This is a genomic window from Aurantiacibacter suaedae (genome assembly GCF_005434915.1).
GTDB classification, from domain to species: Bacteria; Pseudomonadota; Alphaproteobacteria; order Sphingomonadales; family Sphingomonadaceae; genus Alteraurantiacibacter; species Alteraurantiacibacter suaedae.
Genome location: NZ_SKCG01000004.1, coordinates 217154 through 235963 on the forward strand (window position 1 = coordinate 217154; position 18810 = coordinate 235963).

14 protein-coding genes are annotated in these 18810 nt (G+C 62.6%); 5 read left to right on the plus strand and 9 right to left on the minus strand.

Annotated features, from left to right (window positions below; all coding sequences use genetic code 11):
• Position 1 precedes the first annotated feature (1 nt).
• Positions 2 to 2335 (minus strand): beta-glucosidase BglX, encoded by a 2334-nt coding sequence (gene bglX, locus E0473_RS14980; protein WP_137681724.1) that lies wholly within the window; start codon positions 2333 to 2335, stop codon positions 2 to 4.
• 198 nt (positions 2336 to 2533) lie between these two features.
• On the opposite strand from bglX, the gene E0473_RS14985 reads away from it, so the two are divergent.
• Both E0473_RS14985 and E0473_RS14990 read left to right on the plus strand, forming a co-directional pair.
• Positions 2534 to 5596, plus strand: coding sequence for a TonB-dependent receptor (locus tag E0473_RS14985; protein WP_137681725.1), 3063 nt, complete (start codon positions 2534 to 2536; stop codon positions 5594 to 5596).
• Between the two features lie 65 nt (positions 5597 to 5661).
• On the plus strand, positions 5662 to 7164 hold the full coding sequence (locus E0473_RS14990) for a glucoamylase family protein (protein ID WP_137681726.1): 1503 nt from the start codon (positions 5662 to 5664) through the stop codon (positions 7162 to 7164).
• Here E0473_RS14990 and E0473_RS14995 read toward each other — a convergent pair.
• The 4 genes from E0473_RS14995 to E0473_RS15010 all read right to left on the minus strand — a co-directional run bounded on the left by E0473_RS14995 (position 7127) and on the right by E0473_RS15010 (position 11154).
• Positions 7127 to 7930 (minus strand): endonuclease/exonuclease/phosphatase family protein, encoded by an 804-nt coding sequence (locus tag E0473_RS14995; protein ID WP_161981631.1) that lies wholly within the window; start codon positions 7928 to 7930, stop codon positions 7127 to 7129. The genes E0473_RS14990 and E0473_RS14995 overlap by 38 nt on opposite strands.
• Before the next feature lie 140 nt (positions 7931 to 8070).
• Positions 8071 to 8868 (minus strand): carboxylesterase family protein, encoded by a 798-nt coding sequence (locus tag E0473_RS15000; protein ID WP_137681728.1) that lies wholly within the window; start codon positions 8866 to 8868, stop codon positions 8071 to 8073.
• Positions 8869 to 8908: 40 nt separating this feature from the next.
• Entirely contained in the window at positions 8909 to 9907 is a 999-nt protein-coding gene (locus E0473_RS15005) for a LacI family DNA-binding transcriptional regulator (RefSeq protein WP_137681729.1), read from the minus strand.
• A gap of 32 nt (positions 9908 to 9939) precedes the next feature.
• Positions 9940 to 11154, minus strand: a complete 1215-nt coding sequence (locus E0473_RS15010; protein ID WP_137681730.1) for an MFS transporter — start codon at positions 11152 to 11154, stop codon at positions 9940 to 9942.
• 380 nt (positions 11155 to 11534) lie between these two features.
• On the opposite strand from E0473_RS15010, the gene E0473_RS15015 reads away from it, so the two are divergent.
• Entirely contained in the window at positions 11535 to 11855 is a 321-nt protein-coding gene (locus tag E0473_RS15015) for a hypothetical protein (RefSeq protein WP_137681731.1), read from the plus strand.
• Between the two features lie 276 nt (positions 11856 to 12131).
• Here the strand turns inward: E0473_RS15015 and E0473_RS15020 are convergent, their stop codons facing one another.
• Positions 12132 to 12587, minus strand: a complete 456-nt coding sequence (locus tag E0473_RS15020) for an Lrp/AsnC family transcriptional regulator (RefSeq protein WP_206663454.1) — start codon at positions 12585 to 12587, stop codon at positions 12132 to 12134.
• A gap of 141 nt (positions 12588 to 12728) precedes the next feature.
• On the opposite strand from E0473_RS15020, the gene E0473_RS15025 reads away from it, so the two are divergent.
• Both E0473_RS15025 and E0473_RS15030 read left to right on the plus strand, forming a co-directional pair.
• Entirely contained in the window at positions 12729 to 13352 is a 624-nt protein-coding gene (locus E0473_RS15025; protein WP_206663455.1) for a LysE family translocator, read from the plus strand.
• 117 nt (positions 13353 to 13469) lie between these two features.
• On the plus strand, positions 13470 to 15821 hold the full coding sequence (locus E0473_RS15030; protein WP_161981632.1) for a TonB-dependent receptor: 2352 nt from the start codon (positions 13470 to 13472) through the stop codon (positions 15819 to 15821).
• Between the two features lie 312 nt (positions 15822 to 16133).
• Here the strand turns inward: E0473_RS15030 and E0473_RS15445 are convergent, their stop codons facing one another.
• Genes E0473_RS15445 through E0473_RS15050 form a run of 3 tightly spaced genes read right to left on the minus strand, consistent with a single transcriptional unit; the run spans position 16134 to position 18689 of the window.
• Positions 16134 to 17420, minus strand: coding sequence for a transporter (locus E0473_RS15445; protein ID WP_161981633.1), 1287 nt, complete (start codon positions 17418 to 17420; stop codon positions 16134 to 16136).
• Between the two features lie 16 nt (positions 17421 to 17436).
• Positions 17437 to 18117, minus strand: a complete 681-nt coding sequence (locus E0473_RS15045; protein ID WP_137681737.1) for a hypothetical protein — start codon at positions 18115 to 18117, stop codon at positions 17437 to 17439.
• Positions 18117 to 18689 carry a C39 family peptidase gene (locus E0473_RS15050; RefSeq protein WP_137681738.1) on the minus strand — a complete coding sequence of 191 codons (573 nt, stop codon included), beginning with the start codon at positions 18687 to 18689 and terminating at the stop codon, positions 18117 to 18119. The genes E0473_RS15045 and E0473_RS15050 overlap by 1 nt, the downstream gene beginning before the upstream one ends.
• Positions 18690 to 18810: the final 121 nt, after the last annotated feature.

Sequence of the window (18810 nt, forward strand, 5' to 3'; positions counted from 1 at the left end):
GTCACTCCGTCAGCGTGAAGGTAACCGGCGTTGCGGCTTCGGCTCCAGAAGAAGGCGCGATCCAGAGCCGGAATTCCCCCGGCTCCCAGCCGTGCGACATATCGGCACGGGTGAAGGCGAGGTCCTCAGGCTTCAAGGTGAAGCGCACGGTCCGGCTTTCGCCCGGCTGCAGCGCGATCTTTTCGAAGCCCTTGAGCTCCTGCACGGGCCGCGTGACCGATCCGACAAGGTCGCGCACGTAAAGCTGGACGACTTCCTCGCCTGCCACGTCGCCCGTATTGGTAATGGTGGCGCTGGCGGTGATCGACCCGCCCGCCCCCATGCTCGGTGCGCTCAGCGTGACGGGCGAGTAGCCGAAGCTGCTGTAGCTCAGCCCGTATCCGAAACGATAAAGCGGGTCGTTGGGGGTATCGAGATAGCGCGAGACGTATTTCGCCCCCGGCTCGCCCAACTCAATCGGGCGCCCGGTGTTCTTCATGTCGTAGTGAATCGGCACCTGCCCCACGGTTCGCGGGAAGGTGATCGGCAAACGGCCCGAGGGATTATACGCCCCGAACAACACATCGGCGACCGCGTGGCCACCCATCGTGCCCGGGTACCAGGCATGCAGGATCGCCGCGACATTCTCGTCGGCCCAGGTGATCGAGTTGGGGCGGCCACTGAGCATGACGAGGATGACCGGCTTGCCCGTCGCCACCAGCTGTTCGAGCAGTGCTTGCTGGTTCCCGGGCAGATCGAGCGAAGTACGGCTGGCCGCCTCGCCGGTCATGTCCCACCGTTCGCCCATCGCCGCGACGATCACGTCCGAGCGGCGCGCCAGCGCCAACGCCTCGGCGAAGCCCTCGGTTGAGCCCTCATCCTCAAAGCGGTAGCTCGCTCCAGCGACCTGCTCGATCCTGACGCCTTCCGGCGCATTGGCGCGCATTCCTTCGAGCAGGGTGACAGGGCGGGCCTCGCGATCACCCGCCGCCGCCCAGCTGCCGATCATGTCTGGCTTGCTGTCGCCGAGCGGACCGATCAGCGCGACCAAACCCGTGTTGGCAGCAAGCGGCAGCGTATCGTCTTCGTTCTTGAGCAAGACCATGGAGCGCCGCGCCACGTCGCGCGCCGCCTCCAGAAAGTCCGGTCGATACAGCGTCTCCTGCTCGCGCGCCTCGTCGGCGTAGCGATAGGGATCTGCGAAAAGGCCCAGGCGGTATTTCATTTCCAGGATGCGTCGCACCGCCCGGTCGACAGCGGCCATCTCGATCGTCCCGTCCGACACCGATTGCGCCAGATGATCCATGAAGACCGCGCCCTGCATGTCCATGTCGACCCCGGCATCGAGCGCCTGTTCGCCGGCCTGCGCGAGATCGGCGGAATAGCCGTGCGGCACCATCTCGTTGATCGACGTATAATCGGTGACCACGAAGCCATCGAAACCCCACTGGCCGCGCAAGACATCGGTCAGCAGGTAGCGACTGCCGCTGGCGGGAATGCCGTCATATTCGTTGAAGGCGGTCATGAAGCTGGCGACCCCTTCGTCCACCGCGGCCTTGAATGGCGGCAGGTAGACGTCGCGCAGGGTGCGTTCGGAAATATCGACCGTGTGGTAGTCGCGGCCCGCCTGCGCCGCGCCATAGGCGGCAAAATGTTTGGCGGTGGCGAGGATGGTGTCAGTCGCGCCGAGATCGTGGCCCTGATACCCGCGCACCCGCGCGCGGGCAATCTGCGCACCGAGATAGACATCTTCCCCGGCGCCTTCGGAGACGCGGCCCCAGCGCGCATCACGGGCGATGTCGACCATCGGCGAGAACGTCCAGTGCAGCCCCTCCGCCGAAGCCTCCTGCGCCGACACGCGGGCAGCCTTCTCGATCGCCGCCAGATCCCAGCTTGCCGCTTCGCCAAGCGAGATCGGGAAGATCGTGCGATGACCGTGAATGACATCGTAGCCGAACAAGAGGGGGATGCCGAGCCGGGTTTCCTCCACCGCCAGCCGCTGCAGCTCGCGCGTATAGCCGGCGGTATAGGCATTGAATATCGCGCCGACGCGGCCCGCGCGGATATCCTGTCGATAGGTGTCGCGCATGGTCGGGCCGGTCGATTCCCAATCGCTTGTCAGCAGGGTCAACTGGCCTACCTTGTCCTCGATCGTCATGCGCGCCATCAGCTCGTCGATCGTCCGGTCCATCTCCGGATCAGGCGCGGCCCAGGCGGGTTGCGCCCGCTCCACCGGCACGACGTGCGCAGGTATGTCGGTTGCGGCGTGCCCGGCTGGCGGAGGCGCTTGCGTCGCTACGGTCGTGCAGCCCGCAAGGATCGGCAGTGCAGCAAATGCCAGCAGCTGTTTGGCCATCAATCTCATTGTCTCTCCCGTCCGTCGCCTCCCGGCGACCCCTTCGCGGTGCGATTCGATAGAGAATCGCCGTTGTCTCTCAATGTCTATACAGACAATATGAAACCGGTTACAAGATCGTCCATCGGTTTGATTCGACCCCTGCGGCGGGCGGATCTGGGAGCTCTCGGCGACAGAGGGCGGTTGGGGAGAGTGAGTATGACCGCGAAGATTTCACATTTCAGTTCCTTTCGTTCGTTCCGGATGCGGCGGTTAGCTGCAGCCCTGGCCTACAGCACTGCCGCCGGGGCGCTTGTGCTTGGCATGGCGCCAGCGGCCCATGCGCAGGAATCGAGCGCATCGCTGCGTGGCCGCATCACCGGCGGCGCCACCGAGATCACGGCGATCAGAACCGATACCGGGCAGCGGCGCACCGTGCCGGTCTCGGCCGATGGGCGTTACAATTTCGCATCGCTGTCGCCTGGAACCTATCAGCTGGAGGTGACGACCCCTGAAGGCGTGCGCACCAGCGACGAGTTCGAGCTCTCGGTGGCGCAGGACGCCGCGCTGGACTTCGACGTGTCCGAACTCGCGCCGCAAGCGCCCGCCAGCGCGGCCGACGATACCGTGGCAGCTCCAGCCGATGGCGATACGATCTTCGTCACCAGCGCGCGCATCCGCACGCTTGAAGGCGGTGAAGTCGGGGTCGATATTTCCGAACGGCTCATCGAGCAAATCCCGCAGACCAATCGCAACTTCCTGTCTTTCGCCGATCTCGCGCCGGGTGTGCAGTTCGTCGAAAGCTTCGGCGGCGACCGGCGGCTGCAGGGCGGCGCGCAAAACAGCAACAGCGTCAACGTCTTCATCGATGGCGTGGGCCAGAAAGACTATGTCCTGCGCAGCGGCGTAACCGGGCAGGATTCCTCTCAGGGCAATCCTTTCCCGCAGGCAGCGATCGGCGAATACCGGGTTATCAGCTCGAACTACAAGGCAGAGTTCGATCAGGTCAGCTCGGTCGCCATCACTGCCATCACCAAGTCTGGCACAAACGAATTCCACGGCTCCGCCTTCGTCGACTTCACCAATCAGGACTTGCGTTCCGCAAGGCCGATCGAATTCATGGGCGACAATCCCTCGGGAAAGACCGAATCCAAGGATCTGCAATACGGCGGAACGCTTGGTGGGCCGATCATCCCTGACAAGCTGTTCTTTTTCGCAACCTACGAAGGCAAGGAAATTGTCTCGCCGCGCGATATTACGCCGGGGCTGAACCTGTCGCCCGAAGACTTCCCGGCGGAGTATCAGGATGCCTTCGGCAGTGTGAACGAGATCTTCAACGAGAACCTCTATTTCGGCAAACTGAACTTCACCCCAGATGCCAGCAACATGTTCGAAGTCTCGCTCAAATACCGGGATGAGGACGGCGAGGATTTCGGCAGTGGTCTGCGTTCCTACTCCACCCGCACCATCACCAGTGTGAAGGAATGGCGCGGTCTCGCGCGCTGGGAATATAGCGGTGACAACTTTATCAACGACCTGAAGTTCGCTTACGAGGACGTCACCTGGAACCCGCGCCCTTTCCTGTTCGAGCCGCGGCTGGTTTTCCGCGCGACGATCCCCGAAGGCGACACGATCCGCGAAGATGCCATTCTTGAAACGGGCGGTGGCCGCAACTTCCAGGACAAGGGGCAGGAAGGCTTCCAGATCTCGAACGACTTCACCTGGATCGGGTTCGAGGGGCATACGATCAAGGCCGGCATCAAGGCGAAATGGGTCACGCTCAATTCCACGCAGCAGAACAGCTTCAACCCGCAATATGTGTTCAACACCTCCTTCAATCCGGCTGCCCCCGGCAATCCCAACAGTGGCCCGTTCAACGATGAAATCCCCTATGAGGTGAATTTCAGCTCTGTTGTTCCCGGCGGCGACATTTCGCTCAGTTCCGATACCTTCCAGTTCGGCATCTACGTACAGGACGACTGGGACGTCACCGATCGCCTCACACTCAACCTCGGCGTTCGCTGGGATCTCGAGCGGACGCCCGACTTCCTCAATTTCGTGCATGATCCGGCCCGCGTGGCGGCGGTGCAGCCGGACAATTATCCCAACCTCGTCAATGCCGATTACGACATCAACGACTTCATCTCGACGGGCAGCGAACGCAAGGTTTTCTACGGGGCGATCCAGCCGCGGATCGGCTTTTCGTACCTGCTCGACGAAGATGGGCGGTTCACCCTGTTCGGCGGCTACGGCCGGTCCTACGATCGCAATCAGTTCGATTTCCTGCAGCAGGAGCTGTTGCAGGGCGCATCCTTCGGGCGGACCTTCCGCTTCCAGAATGCCGGTGATCCGCGCGGCGAGTGCGCGGCTAGCCCGACCTGCGTACCCTTCGATCCCGTCTACCTGACCGAAGCCGGACGCCAACAGTTGATCGATGGTGCACCTCCGGGAGCGGGCGGGGAACTGCGCTTCATCGATAACGACCTGAAGCTGCCCTATTCCGATCAATTCAGCCTTGGCGTCCGCAGCCGCTTCAACCTCGTCAATATCGAGGTCGGCTACCGCCATATCGAAAGCCGCGACGGCTTCGGTTATCTGCTCGGCAATCGTCGTGAAGACGGCTCGTTCTTCCCGCCGGAAGGCAATCCAGGCTCGCCGTTCGGCTTCCCGCCGAGCCCCTATGGTGCGATTCTGATCGGCACCAACGGGATCAACACCTTCCTGGATTCCAGCTACCTCAAGGTCGGCAAGACCTATACGCGGACCTCGCCCTGGTCGATCGACGCGACCTACACCTTCACGCTGGCCGAAGAGAACCGCAAGTTCGGCGAATACTTCTCGCTCGATTTCCCCTCGTTCGACGACTACCCGGTTATCCGCTCCGCCGGCGTGCGCAAGCACCGGCTGGTGATCGCGGCGACAGCCGACCTGCCGTTCGATATCAGCATGGGTGCCAAGTTCCAGCTTTCCTCGCCGCCCTACCTGCAGGCCTTCGTGTCGGATGAAGGCGACCCGCTGTCACGCCGGATCGTCGCAACCGAAGCGGAAGGCAATCCGGGGCTGTGGGGGTTCCGCCAGCTCGACCTGTCGGCGACCAAGTACATAAACTTGCCGTTCCTGTCCGAAGATATGCGGGTCTATGTCCGCGCCGACGTCATCAACGTCCTGAACGATCGCAACTATAATGGTTATAACTCGGTGACCGGCGAGCGCGACCTGAACAATTTCGCGACCGACGGCTTCCCTCGCACCCTGAAGATCTCGGCAGGGTTCGAATTCTGACCAGCGGCACCCTCGCCCCCCGCGTCCCCGCCCCCACCTCCCCCCGGTGGGGGCGGGGCATAGTGATGCGGGCAGCGACCCTGTCTACTGCCTGCGCGATGCTCGCTGCGTGCGCGGCCGCCACCGATTCACCCCGCACGCTCCCGGTGGAGGAGCCCGCCGCTCTTGACCGGGCCGAGGTCGAAGCCTTTTCCGAAGACCTCAGCCGCCGGACCTTCCGGTACTTCTGGGAAACCACCGATACCGAGCGCTGCCTCGCCCCCGATCGGTGGCCCAAAAACCCCTTCTCCTCGATCGCCGCAACGGGCTTCGCTCTAACCGCCTACGGGATCGGGGCGGACCGTGGCTATGTTTCTCGGCAGGAGGCGGCGGACAGGGTTCGCGACTGCCTCGCATTCTACTGGAACGCACCGCAAGGCCCCGCCGCCAGCGGCGTGGCCGGCCACAAGGGCTTCTTCTACCATTTCCTGACCAACGAGGATGGAACGCGCTTCGGCAATACCGAACTGTCGACCGTCGATACCGCCCTGATGTTGGGCGGGGTGCTGTTCGCGCAGAGCTATTTCGACGGCGATGATCCGGTAGAGGCGGAGATCCGCGATCTCGCCGAACGCATCTATCGGCGGGTGGACTGGACATTCGCGCAGCGCGCCAACAGCGATGCTCCCTCCGCAAACGGTGGTGGGCCGCAGGCGATCACCATGGGCTGGTATCCCGAGCTCGGCGAAAACGGGCAGTACACCACCCACGACTGGGTCGGCTATAACGAGGGCATGCTCGTTTATGTATTGGCGGCGGGATCGCCAACCCATCCGGTCGATAAGGCCGCTTGGGACGAAGGCTGGGCCGCGCAGCTTGAGGAAGACTGGGGCAGCTATTACGGCTACGAATATCTGCAGTTCGAACCGCTGTTCGGCCATCAATACAGCCACGTGTGGATCGACTTTCGCGGTATCCAGGACGAGTTCATGCGCGGCAAGGGCCTCGACTATTTCGAGAACAGCCGCCGCGCCACACTGAGCCAACGGGCCTACGGTGCAGACAATCCCAACGACTGGGTCGGCTATTCCGATCGGCTATGGGGCTGGACCGCTTCCGACGGGCCGACGGCCGCCGCCAACGGGCGCGAGGTCAACGGGCGCGAGCGAACCTTCATGTCTTACTCCGCCCGGGGCGTGAGCGCCGAACGCGTGGTCGACGATGGCACCATTGTCCCCACCGCAGCCGGCGGCTCGATCCCCTTCGCGCCCGAGGCGACGCTGCAGGCCCTGATGGCCATGCGTGCCGACTATGGCGAGCGGCTCTACGTGCAATACGGGTTCAAGGACGCGTTCAACCCGAGCTATGTATTTGTCGAAGAAGGCAGCACCTCAGGCACGGTCGATGCACAATCGGGCTGGGTCGCGCGCGACCATCTCGGCATCGATCAGGGGCCAATCCTGGCCATGCTGGAGAACCACCGTAGCGAGCTCCTTTGGCGCACGATGCGGAAGAACCCGCATATCCGGCGCGGCCTTGAGCGGCTCGGCTTTACCGAAGGCTGGCTGGAAGAGCCGAACGCCCCGTAAGACGCAGCGATGCCAACACCGGGTAATGGTCCGAGGGCAACCGGCCGCCCCAGTGCTGCGTAACGACCGCGTGGCTATCCACCACCCAATCGTCAGTCACGAAGATATGGTCGATCGGCGCCGGCGCGTTTCGCATGATGTCGAAGCCGGTGAACGTGCCGCTCGGGCCGTAGGGCGTTGCCCGGCTCGCCCGGCGCGTATCGACCATTCCGGCGGCGGCGTCCGTGACCAGCCGCCGATAGGGCTCGCTTTCCGGGTCCGAATTGAAATCGCCCATGACGATCGTTGGCAGTTTGGCCCCCGGCCCGGTCGCAACCCACTCGGCGATAAGGGCTGCGCTGCGTTCGCGCGCTTCGCGGCCGACATGGTCGAAATGCGTGTTCAACGCGCGAATATTCTGTCCGCTGTGCCCGTCGCGCAGGACCGCCCAGGTGGCGATGCGGGGGAACGCCGCATCCCAGCCTTTGCTTGGCTCGTCGGGAGTGAGCGACAACCAGAACGTACCCGATTGTAAGAGCTCGAAACGATCCTTGTGATAGACCAGCGGGGAGAACTCGCCCTTCTGTTTGCCATCATCACGGGCGACGCCAACGATCGCATAGTCGGGCAAGGCGAGCGCGAGGTCATCCCTCTGTTCGAGCAGGACCTCCTGCAGGCCGAGGACATCAGGCGCCTCATATTGGATCAGCGCCGCGACCAGCTCCTTGCGATGGCGCCAGGCGTTGTCGCCATCCGCATCCGTAGCCAACCGGATATTGAAGGTCATCGCGCGAACCGCTGCCACCTCGGTGGCAGGAGGCGAAGAGGAGTGCATCCTGCCTGCGGTGCAGCCAACGAGAGCCGCTGCCATCACAGCCGCCCATGCGCACAGTCGGACGCGCGATCTCGACTTGCCCAACACTGCGCTCATTGCCCCTCGGTCATGCGGTGCTGCTTCAGCAACCACAGATAGAGTTCGGGGTCCTCGTAGGCAGGATCCCATGCATTATGCCCCAGGTCGGGATAGATGGTGAGCCGCGAGATATGCCCGCCGCAGGCGCGGATCGCGCGCGCCATCGCGAAGCTGCCTTCAGGTTCGACCACGTCGTCGCGATCGCCGTGAAACGCCCAGACCGGAATGTCGGTCAGCGCGCAGCCGGTCGCCGGGTCGCCGCGCCCGGCCACCGGCGCCAACGCCGCGAAGCGATCCGGGTCCGCTGCTCCCCACCGCCAGGTCGCATGGCCGCCGCGGCTGAGACCTGTCAGGTAAACCCGATGCGGATCGATCGGCAACGTCGCGAAAGCGTGATCGAGGATACGTTCGAGTTTGGCGATATCCCAGTCCTCTTCCGCGGGCAGCAGCGGCGAGATGAGGAGGAAGGGGAAGTCGGGATCGCGGTCGGCCTGCTTGGGCGGCCCGTGCCGCTTGATGGCATTGATGTCGTCGCCGCGCTCCCCCGACCCGTGCAGAAAGATCATCAGGGGCCACTTGCGCTCGGACTCGGCGCTGGAGACGCCGCGCGGCACGAACATCTGATAGCGATAGCTGTCGGCATCGATGGCCGGCTGCGGATGTTGTCCCGCTTCCGGTTCGGCTGCGAAAGCCGGTTGCCCCAAGGCTGCCAGGGCCAGCAGCGCAAGCGCAAACAAACGAGGCAAAACGCAGATATCGAACAACTTCATGACGGCCGCCCTCTCCATGTAATCGGTTTCATTGAGGGTCATGCACTATTGCGCCCGGCAAAGGAACTGCTTCTTGAACCCTTCAGGCCAGCGCGCGTGTCGATCCGCGAATAGCTAGCGTCGGTGCGATGACCAAGCTGTCCGCAGGCTGCAGTTGCTCTCCCGCCATCGCGCGCAGGAGCAGGCGAGCTGCCGTCGACCCCACGCGCACGATATCCGAATGGACCGTGGTGAGTTGCGGGAATACGTATCGGGCGAGGGGAATATCGTCGAACCCGGCCAGCAGCAGATCGCGCCCCACCTCGATGCCCGCCTCGCGCAGTTCCGTCATCAGGTCGACCGCCATCATATCGTTGCCCGCGAAGACTGCGTCATAGTCGTGCCCTTCGGCCAACAACTGTCGGGCCGCCCTGCGGCCGGCGTCCTCGCGGAAATCGCCGCGCAGGACGAGAGGATCGCTCTGCTGCAAGCGTTCGCGCAGCACGTCGCGGAACCCTCGGTCGCGTTCGCCGGCATCGCGATTGCTCTCCGGTCCGGCGAGATGGACGATCCGCCGCGCGCCGCGATCAATCAGGTGTTCGGTAACGAGCCGCGCGCCAAGGTAATTGTCCACTGTCACGAAGGGGATCGTCGCGTCAGCCGAGCGGGCGTTGAGCAGCACGGTCGGAATATCGCGCGCCAAGGTGTCGGGAATGGTCTCCGCCGTGGAATCGGGCGGCATGACCAGCAGTCCGTCAACCCGCCCGCGCATCGCCCGGATTGCCTGCCCGGTCTCCTCCATGCTGCCGTGCATATTGCCCAGCAGCAGGGTTTTGCCCGCCCCGTGCACCACCAGATCGATGCCGCGGATCATCTCGGAGAAGAACTCGCCAAACAGGTCGGGCAGGATGACACCAATCGTATCGGTACGGCGGCGGGTCAGGCTGCGCGCGCCGCTGTGCGGGACGTAGTCGAGCTGCCGTGCCGCCGCCTCGATCCGTTCGCGCGTGGGCCGGGTTACGTTCGTCATCCCGTTCAGCGCGCGCGAGGCGGTTGCGACCGAAACACCCGCCGCCTTCGCAACGTCCCTGATCGTCGTCATTGCTTACCTTGCCTTCCTTCGCCGCGATCAGCCTAGCGCCGTACGAGGGTGGCCAGCAAGAGCGCGGCGATTACCACCAGCCCCGCAAGGACGATAAAGAGCACACGAAAACCGAACAGCGGGACAAGCGACAGCGCCAGACCTGGCATTACCAGCGAGGGAATGGTGTTGGTCAGGTTGAAAATCCCGAGGTCACGTCCACGGGTCGCGGGGCGAGGCAATACCCTGAGCGTCTGGCTGGAATGCAGCGCCAGAAACACCCCTGCCATGATCCCGAACAGCACGTAACACGCTATGGCGCTCGTCGCATCGCTCGCGCTCGAGAGCAGCACCAAACCGGTCGCGGCACCGCCAGCGGCAACGGCGAGGGGCAACATCGGCCTGCCCACCGCATCGGACCACCGGCCCGCCAACATCGTAACCGGTACCGATACAAACAGGACGGCAGTGAAAGTCATCGCGGCCTTGTTGTCGGTCATCGCGGGATCTAGCCGTCGCAGCCAAAGCAGGAGGAATGCAAACAGGCTGGACTCGGCGACCTGGACCAAAAGGCGGGCAAACCACATTCGCCGTACGCCCGAATTGCCTGTTCGCTCCTGGTCCGCCTCTTCACGCGGTTCGGCCCGATCGCGCGGGGAAAGGAGGTGGGGCATCGGGGTTGGACGCCCCACGACCAGCACGGGCAGCACCATCGCCGCGACCAGTCCGGCGTTCAGGGCGAGTCGCGTCCCGTGTTCGGCCAGGCCGGGGATCGTCACCAGCGCGCCGATGAGCGCCCCGATCGCCGGCGCGAACGAGAGCAACCCGCCGAGCAGACCCTTCTGCCCGTCGGGCACGACATCGCCAGCCCAGGCGATGAGCGGCGCCAGCATCATGTTGAGCGCGATCTGCCACAATGCGATCAACACCAGCAACACCGGCACGCTGGTCGCGCTGCCCAATGCCAGCAGCAGGGCACAGGATCCCGCCAATCCGCCCGCGATCCAGCTGCGCCTCGTCCGGGTGCGGTCGCTTGCCCAGCCGAAGCCGATATTGGAGAGGCTGGCCACCACCGCGCCGGTAAAAGCGACATAGGCCAGCACCTCGATCGCATCCACGCCGAATTGCGCGCTCGCACGACCCGGCAGCAGCAGGGTCAAGAACGGAGTGTAGGCCGCAGATCCTCCGGCCACCGCCAGAGCATAGAGCCCCAGGAACCGATGCGACTGGCGCGCCTGATCAGCCTCAGGCGCGCGCGGGGCAGGCATCAAATCTAACTGATATGCATTCCATCAATTTAGCCGCTCCTGCCATCGGGGGCCTCTGTGTATGGCCCAGCCTTAGCGATTGTCCGCAAGCTCTTGGCGTAGTGCAGCGCGCATCGGCCCTCGGCGCAAGCCTTTGCCTATGCGGTGTACATGGCAAATTGCAAGCGCGGATCGCCCGCGAACCCCGCCGCTTTGCCGCCGGCCCCAGCTCCGTGCCTTTCTGCTTGTCGGTGCAGATGCTGGAGAGGATCGCGACCTCGCGAGGAGGCGTCTATTGGCCAGCGCAGCACGTGCGCGAATGTCAGACGTGAGAAGCTCGATGAAGCCGTATTGCGCGCTGTGAGAAAAGGATACCAAGCCCTGGGTGCCTGGAACAGCTGATGAAAAAAGTTCTGGATGTGTCGGCCGAAAAGCGACAGCGCTTGGAGCACGAACTGACCCAGGCCAATGCGGAGCGCACGAGGAGGCGCAGCGCCATCGGCCGTCAGCCTGGCCTGATCGAAAAGGGTATCACGAAACCCAGAGATTCCGCGTTCGCACAGCGGCTGAGTGACAATCGCGAAGCTGTTGCGGCAATCGCGTCGCGCATCGATGTGTTGGAAAACCAACTCGTGCGAGGGTCCAGAAAGATCACTTCCGCCGTTCTGGAACGCCGTGCTGGAAAAATTCTCGTAGCAAGCATCGCCCAAGCTGCACGATAAAGCCAGTGCGTTACGAAGCGCCTACCTGCGGCTGCAGGTGTCCGCGGTGAAAATATCAAAGGATGGCGTCACGATCAGGCGTTGGAAACCGGTACCGCGACGGGGATTAGCAAGGACACTTGCCCGTTTGGAGAATGTCGGCTTCCGGTAGGACAATGATCGAAAACGGCGATTAGTCTGATGACCCCAATATGCCTTTGATGGCCCGACAGGCACGTTTTGGAAGCCGACGTGATGGCTTGGATCATCATGCGGCAGTCAACAGAGAGATGTCGTTTAGCCGATCGAGTAACGGTTCCCGGTCTTGATCGGCCGCAGGACGATATAGGAGCGTAGTGTCGCGAGGCCCCCGCTGACGGCAATCAGCCGGTCGATAAAGCCGGCGAGCGCGTCAAGGCCGGGTACGGCGACTTTCATCAGCAGGTCAGCATCACCGCTCTGCATGTAGCATTCCAGCACTTCGGGCGCTTCGTCGACAAAACATCGAAAAGCATCGTTTCGCGCTCCCTCATGCGCTTGCAAGCTGATCAGCACATGCGCGAGAACATCCAGCCCAAGCCGCTCCCGGTTGAGGATGGCGACTGTGCGCTCGATATAACCTTCTTCGCGCAGCCGCTGGAGACGGCGAGCGCATTGGCTGGGTGACAGATGAACGCGCTCGGCAAGTTCCGCATGCGTCAGATCAGCGCGCTCTTGAACCGAGTTCAGAATACGCTTGTCGTATACGTCCATTAGCTGCTCCGTAAGAATGTCGCACTGATAGCGATTATGGTGCGGATAATACGCCTTCGACACCGCGTATGATAGGCAATATGCGCGCCAATTGCGCGCTTGATGCGGCATAACTTCTCCGTCTAATCTATGGAGCCACCTTTGCTATTTACTCCCATCGAACTGGCGACATTCGCCGGCGCCGCTACCCTGCTTGCCTTCACACCCGGTCCCGATCTGCTCTTCGTGCTCTCGGAAGGCATGTTGCGCGGGCGGCGGGCAGGCCTCATCGGAGCAGTCGGGCTGTGTAGCGGGCTGGTCTTTCACATCGCGGCGGTCACGCTCGGCGTTGCCGCGCTAATCCAGTCGTCGCCCGCCGCCTTCGTCGCTTTACGATATATTGGTGCCGCTTACCTCGTATATCTGGCCTGGAAGGCATTCACCGGCCGTCATGCCGCGCACACGCGCGAAGACAATTCACCGGTCGCGCTCGGCGGCATCTATCGACGGGCGGTGCTGATGAACGTCACCAATCCGAAGGTGGCGATTTTCTTTCTCGCTTTCCTGCCGCAGTTTACCCACCCGGAACGCGGTGAAGTGGTCGCTCAGATGCTCATCCTGGGCGGCGTTTTCATGGCCTGCGCCCTAGTTTCTTTCGCAATCGTAGCGGTTGCGGCCGCTCCGGTCGGAACGTGGCTCCGCCGATCACCTTCGCGCGAGGTCAATCTGAACATTGCCGCTGCGCTGATCTTCGTGGCCCTCGCCGTGAAGCTTATCGTCGGATGAAGGGCGAAAAATCAAATTCGCTCACGAAGGCAAATCGGCCGCTCCGCCAAACGCACACTATTCTTGCTATTGCTAATGACTCGCGATACTCGGCGCCAAAATGAAGGGGTTTGGCAAATGAAATATGTATCCGGCGCGCGCGTGATCGCACACATGTCAGTCAGCGCGATCGCTTTGAGTGTCTGCGGCGGAACGGCGCTTGCGCAGACGGAAACGGCAAGCGAACAGACCGAACAACCGGTTTCGGGAGAAGACGCTCGGGTCGCGGTGTCGACCAACACGATTCTCGTTACCGGGCAAAAGATCGAGCGGACGCTGCAGGATACGGAAGAGAGCGTAGCGATAACGACCGCAGAGACGATCGACGAGAGGACACTGCTCGAGATCGACGATGTCTTCCTGCAATCAGCCAATGTCGGCAGCTCGTTCGGCGGTTCCGATTTCTCCATCCGCGGGATTACCCGCAATTTCTACGCCGCTGGCGGGGCGGGCGACCTCGGCGTCGTCTATTACGACAATGTTCCGCTGACGGGCATCTTCGCCAGCGCTTCGCCCAGAAATCTCTGGGACGTTTCGCAGATCGAGATTTTCCGCGGCCCGCAGTCGACAAATGTCGGGCGCAACGCTCTTGCCGGGGCAATGGTTGTGCGCACGTTCGAGCCCGATACCACTGGCTTCGACATGGCGGCACGTGCAGAATACGGAAACTTCGAGACTTTCGCCATCGAGGGCATGGTCAATGTTCCACTCAGCGACATCGCTGCTTTCCGGCTGACTGCGGAGCGATCCGAATCGGAAGGCTTCCTCGTCAACCGCACGACGTGTGCTGAGGACGCCGGACTATCGAAAAACACGACCGTGCGCGGGCGTTTTCTGATCGAGCCGAGCGACAGCTTCAGGGCACTCGCGTCCCTGCAATATCAGGATAGGACGGAAGGCACGAAAAACTACGTCCTCACCATCGGCGAACCGCTCGATCTCTATCAGACCTCGAACAATATTCCGAACAGGATCGATAACGAACTTCTGATCGGCTCGCTCGATCTCGAATATCAGGTCTCGGATGCATTGAGCATCAAATCGATCTCCGCCTTCATGGATGCCGATTATTCGAGTTCGACCGACTTCGACGGGACGGCGGTCTCGCTCGGCGAAGGGTTCCAGGTAGAGGACGCGCGGAACTTCTCGCAGGAATTGCGCGTGACGTATGATAGCGATCGACTGCGTGCGACTGCCGGGGTCTTCTATCTCGATATATCAAGCGACGGCATCTTCGCGCCAACCACGGTTCTCCCCACGAGCGAACTCGGCGTGCCCGCTGCCCTGCTGCCATTCTATCCCGAATTTCTGCTGGTCGATGTCAACAACGTCGCGTCCAGCAACACGACCAACTATGCTTTCTTCACGCAGGCCGAATTCGACATCACGGATCGGCTGACGCTGTCGGCGGGCTTCCGGTACGACAAGGAAAAGGTGTCTTCAGACCTTTCGCAGAACAACGTACTCGATCCCAGCACGCCCCTGCCCGATCCCGTTGAGGCCGGTGCGCTGGCCGATTTGCTGCAACCGGGCCTGGGGCCAGTGGTTGAGGCCGGAGTGGCGCAGGTCAACGCCATTCTGCAAGCGAGCCTCGTGCCCTCGTCAGAATCCTACGAGACCGACTTCGAAGCTTTCCTGCCGGAACTAGGCCTTACTTACGAAGCGAGCGACGACCTGAAGCTGTCGGCATTCTACAAGCGTGGTTATCGCGCCGGCGGTGCCCGTATCGGCACCACGGGTGAGCTCGACACGTTCGATCCGGAATATCTCGACAATTTCGAGATTGCGGCCCGTACCCAGTGGCTCGACGGTACTCTGGTGATCAATGCCAATGCCTATTACGGCATCTGGAGCGACCAGCAGGTGGATGTGCCGATCAACGGCAACCAGTTCGATATCGACACGCAGAATGCCGGCAAGTCGAACATCTGGGGCTTCGAACTGGAGGCGAATTTCAGCCCGACCCGGCGCACGGACCTGTTCGCAAGCCTGGGTTACGCGAAGACCGAATTCGAGGAATTCTGCCGCACGGGTATCGATGCCGCGTTTCTGGACACGTGCGTCACCGGCGGCGTGACGGGTGTCGATCTTGCGGGCAACGATTTCCGCTATTCGCCCGACTGGTCGGCGGCCGTCGGTGGGCGCCAGTTCGTGACCGACAGGATATTCGTCCAGGCGAACGTGACTTACCAGGACGGCTCATTCTCGGATTTCGAGAACCACCCTCAGTTCGAAAACGACGGCTTCACGCTCCTCAACGCGAGCGCGGGCTACCGAGGGGACAATTTCGATCTCACGGTCTACGGCCGCAACCTGACCGAGGCGTTCGCTACCTCGTGGATCGGTCCGGGCGACCGCCCCAACCAGATATTCGTCACCCCGGCCGTGGCGCCGCGCGAGTATGGCGTAATCCTGACCGCGCGATATTGATCGCCCGGTGCCGTGCCCATCGACCTCACCGCCGCGGTGGGGATCGGGATATTCTATACTGTCTTGACGGGCGGGGAACCTCAGACACGGCCGCTGATCCCCGTCGCCTGGGGCATATGCATGGCTTGGACACTGGCCGACAAGCGGATCTTCCGCGCTCTGGCCTTCCTGGTCGTGGTCATCGCGCTCGCTTTCGGCAGCGCCAATCTACATCCTATGCGTGTCGTGCTCCCCTTGCCAAGTTCTGTAAACAGAACGCGAAAGAATCATGATCGTGAACGTCGCCGATCCGTCTTCGGGCGACTGCCGCAGTCAAAACCCGTTGAGCAGCACCATAGGGATGCGCAAGGTCGTGCGCAGGTCGGTGGCATCGTCCGTTGCTCCCACTTCGACCGACCAATTGAAGCTGATGCGGTCCGTTGCGCGATATGTCACGCCGAACAGCAGCCGTCCTATTTGCAGGTCGCGCGAAGTCGTCTGGCGCATGTTCGACCATTCGGCAGTGGGTTCGAGCAGCGAGGTCATCGTCTGCGTGCCGAACGCCCAGCTATGTGCGTAACCGAGGTTGAGCGTGGTGCGCTGGTTGAACGAGATGCCCATGCCGGCCGACAGCGAGATTGCATCGCCGGGATCGACATACTCAATGCGCACTGGCGGAATGATCGTATCTACATCCTTGCCCAGGTTGAATGTATATCCTGCCGTGCCGAACAGCACAACGGGATCGCTGGGCAGGATCGCGGTGAGGCTGGGCGTCACTCCGTAAAATCCCGCGCCGGTCGCCGCTTCCTGCGCACGGCCAAGTTGGTCGCGCGGAACAGCGAACGGGTCTGTACCGGTGGGGAACACGCCCTGAAGGTTCGCGATCACGAAGGGTGAGCCGTTCCCCCCCCCGTCGATGAGCTGATAGCGCGCGGTCAGTTCCAGATCGCCGATGCCCGATCCCTTGACCGAGCTATCGATGGTGGCCGCCGCATCGTTGTTGGCGCTGCCCGAAATGGGCGCGACGATGGAGGTGTCGCTGCGTTGGACGAAGGGCAAGCGCGCGCCGATCTCCAATCGGTCAGTCAGCCCGTATCGCAGGGAAGCAGCGGCCGTGAGAACGTCTTGCCGGTTCTCGTTAATGTCGAACACCCCGACCAGTACGGCTTCGACAAGCTCCACCCCGCGAAACACCGCGCGATTGCGATCGGCGCGCGCATAGTCGAACTGCACTTCACCTGTAAGCTGGCCTCGGCGGGTAACGACGCTGCCCTGATTGTCGAGCACGGCCAGTTCGATCGGGCGGTCGATATCCTCGGGCGCCTGCCCCACTCGCTCGAGCGGGATCGGGGCCTGCTGCACCCCTGCCGGATCGCCTGGCGTGCTGGATGCACTGCCTTGCGCCGCCACGATCGCCGGCGCAGTGACGCTTGCGGTGGCCGAATCGCCTTCAAGCAGGCGCCGCAGCTCGGCGATTTCCGCTGCCTGCCGGTCCAACTGTTCCTGCTGCCGCTCAATCATTTCCATCGCGCGCTCGAGCGAGGCTGCATCCTGCGCCAAGGCTGGCTGGGCGGACAAAGTTCCGGCAAGCAGGGCAGGCAGAAAAATCTTGCGCATTAATCGTCTCTCCTAATCAGAACCGCGTGCTTAGGGCATCGGTCGCCATGCGCTCGACCCGCAGCATTGCCGAACCGAGCACTTCGGGCCCGGCATTGCTGAGGTCGATTGATAATGTTGTGAGCGTATCGATTGCGCGGTCATTCCCCGAGTTCGCAATTGCCGAGCCGACTGCGTTGCTGGAAAGGTGAAGGATGCGAATGTCGGCAGCCTGCAGGCTCACTCCGGCGGGCTCACGAGAAACAACGCCACTGGCAGTGGCGACCGGCACGGAGGTTTCGATCTGCTCCAGCCCCTCGGCCACCTGCTGGGGCCCGGAAACGCCGCTCGATACGGTGACGGGCAAGCGCCCGCCCCAGCTCAGCTGAAGGCCGTTCTGGCGGTCATAGGTAACGGTCGGCCTAGATGCCGTCTCCCTTCCCCCGCCGTTATTGCCGTCGGGCAGGCTGACGTTCGCCCCGTCGCTCGGTACGAAGATGGCGGTCTGCGGTGCGCCTTCGTCAATCCGGGTCACGGTCTGGAGCACGATCCTGCCGTCGATCGCGGTGGTCGTGTCGATGCTCAGCGCCACGTCGATGCCGTTGGGAAGGCGCACACCGCCGCGTTGTTCGGCGAGCACCGGTTCGGGCACCACGTCGGCGTCATACGGCATCTGCGCCGCTGCCACATGCAAGATCATCAGGGCCTGGACGAACATCACATGTCTCCGAAGAAGGGTGCGGTTAGCATTAGCGCTTGTTGGCTGACCGGGTCCGACAAGGTCCCGCCCACCGGCGCGCGCGCAAAGGCAGCCCATTGCCGATCCGCATCGAAGCTTCGCCGTGCTTGCTCCTGTTCGGAGGCCAGCGCGAAATAGATGCCGTTCCAGCTTTCTAGAAACTGATCGCGGGGCATCACCGTCAGTCCTGACGAAGGATCGCCGAGCAGCACCTCGTGCTCGCTCACGCCCTTCACCACCACAAAATGCCGATAGTCGCCCACGTTAATCAGCGCGATGCCTGGAATGGCGGTCTCAGCAACCTGCTCCAGCGTTACTTCGTAGCCATCCGCGCTAAGCCCGCGTGTGGCCAGCCAGCGCTTCATGTCGAGCAGCGAAAAGCCGACGCGCCGAATCTGTTCGCGATCGCCGCTTGCCCACATGCCGCGGAAGGCCACCTCCTCGCGCACATTGAAGCCGTAGTGATGGCGCAGCAACGTCGCGAGTGCGGCCGAGCCGCAGCTGAAATCGAACTTCTGCCGGATGACGCCGTTGAAGCGCACGTCCTGCATGGATCTGACCGGAAGCCTAAATTCTCCCACCGGTACCTCCGCCGCAACGAACCGATGGCCGCTGCCGAGTTCGGCGGCACATCCCGCCAACAGAGCAGCGAGGAAAGCAGGAACGCAGCGG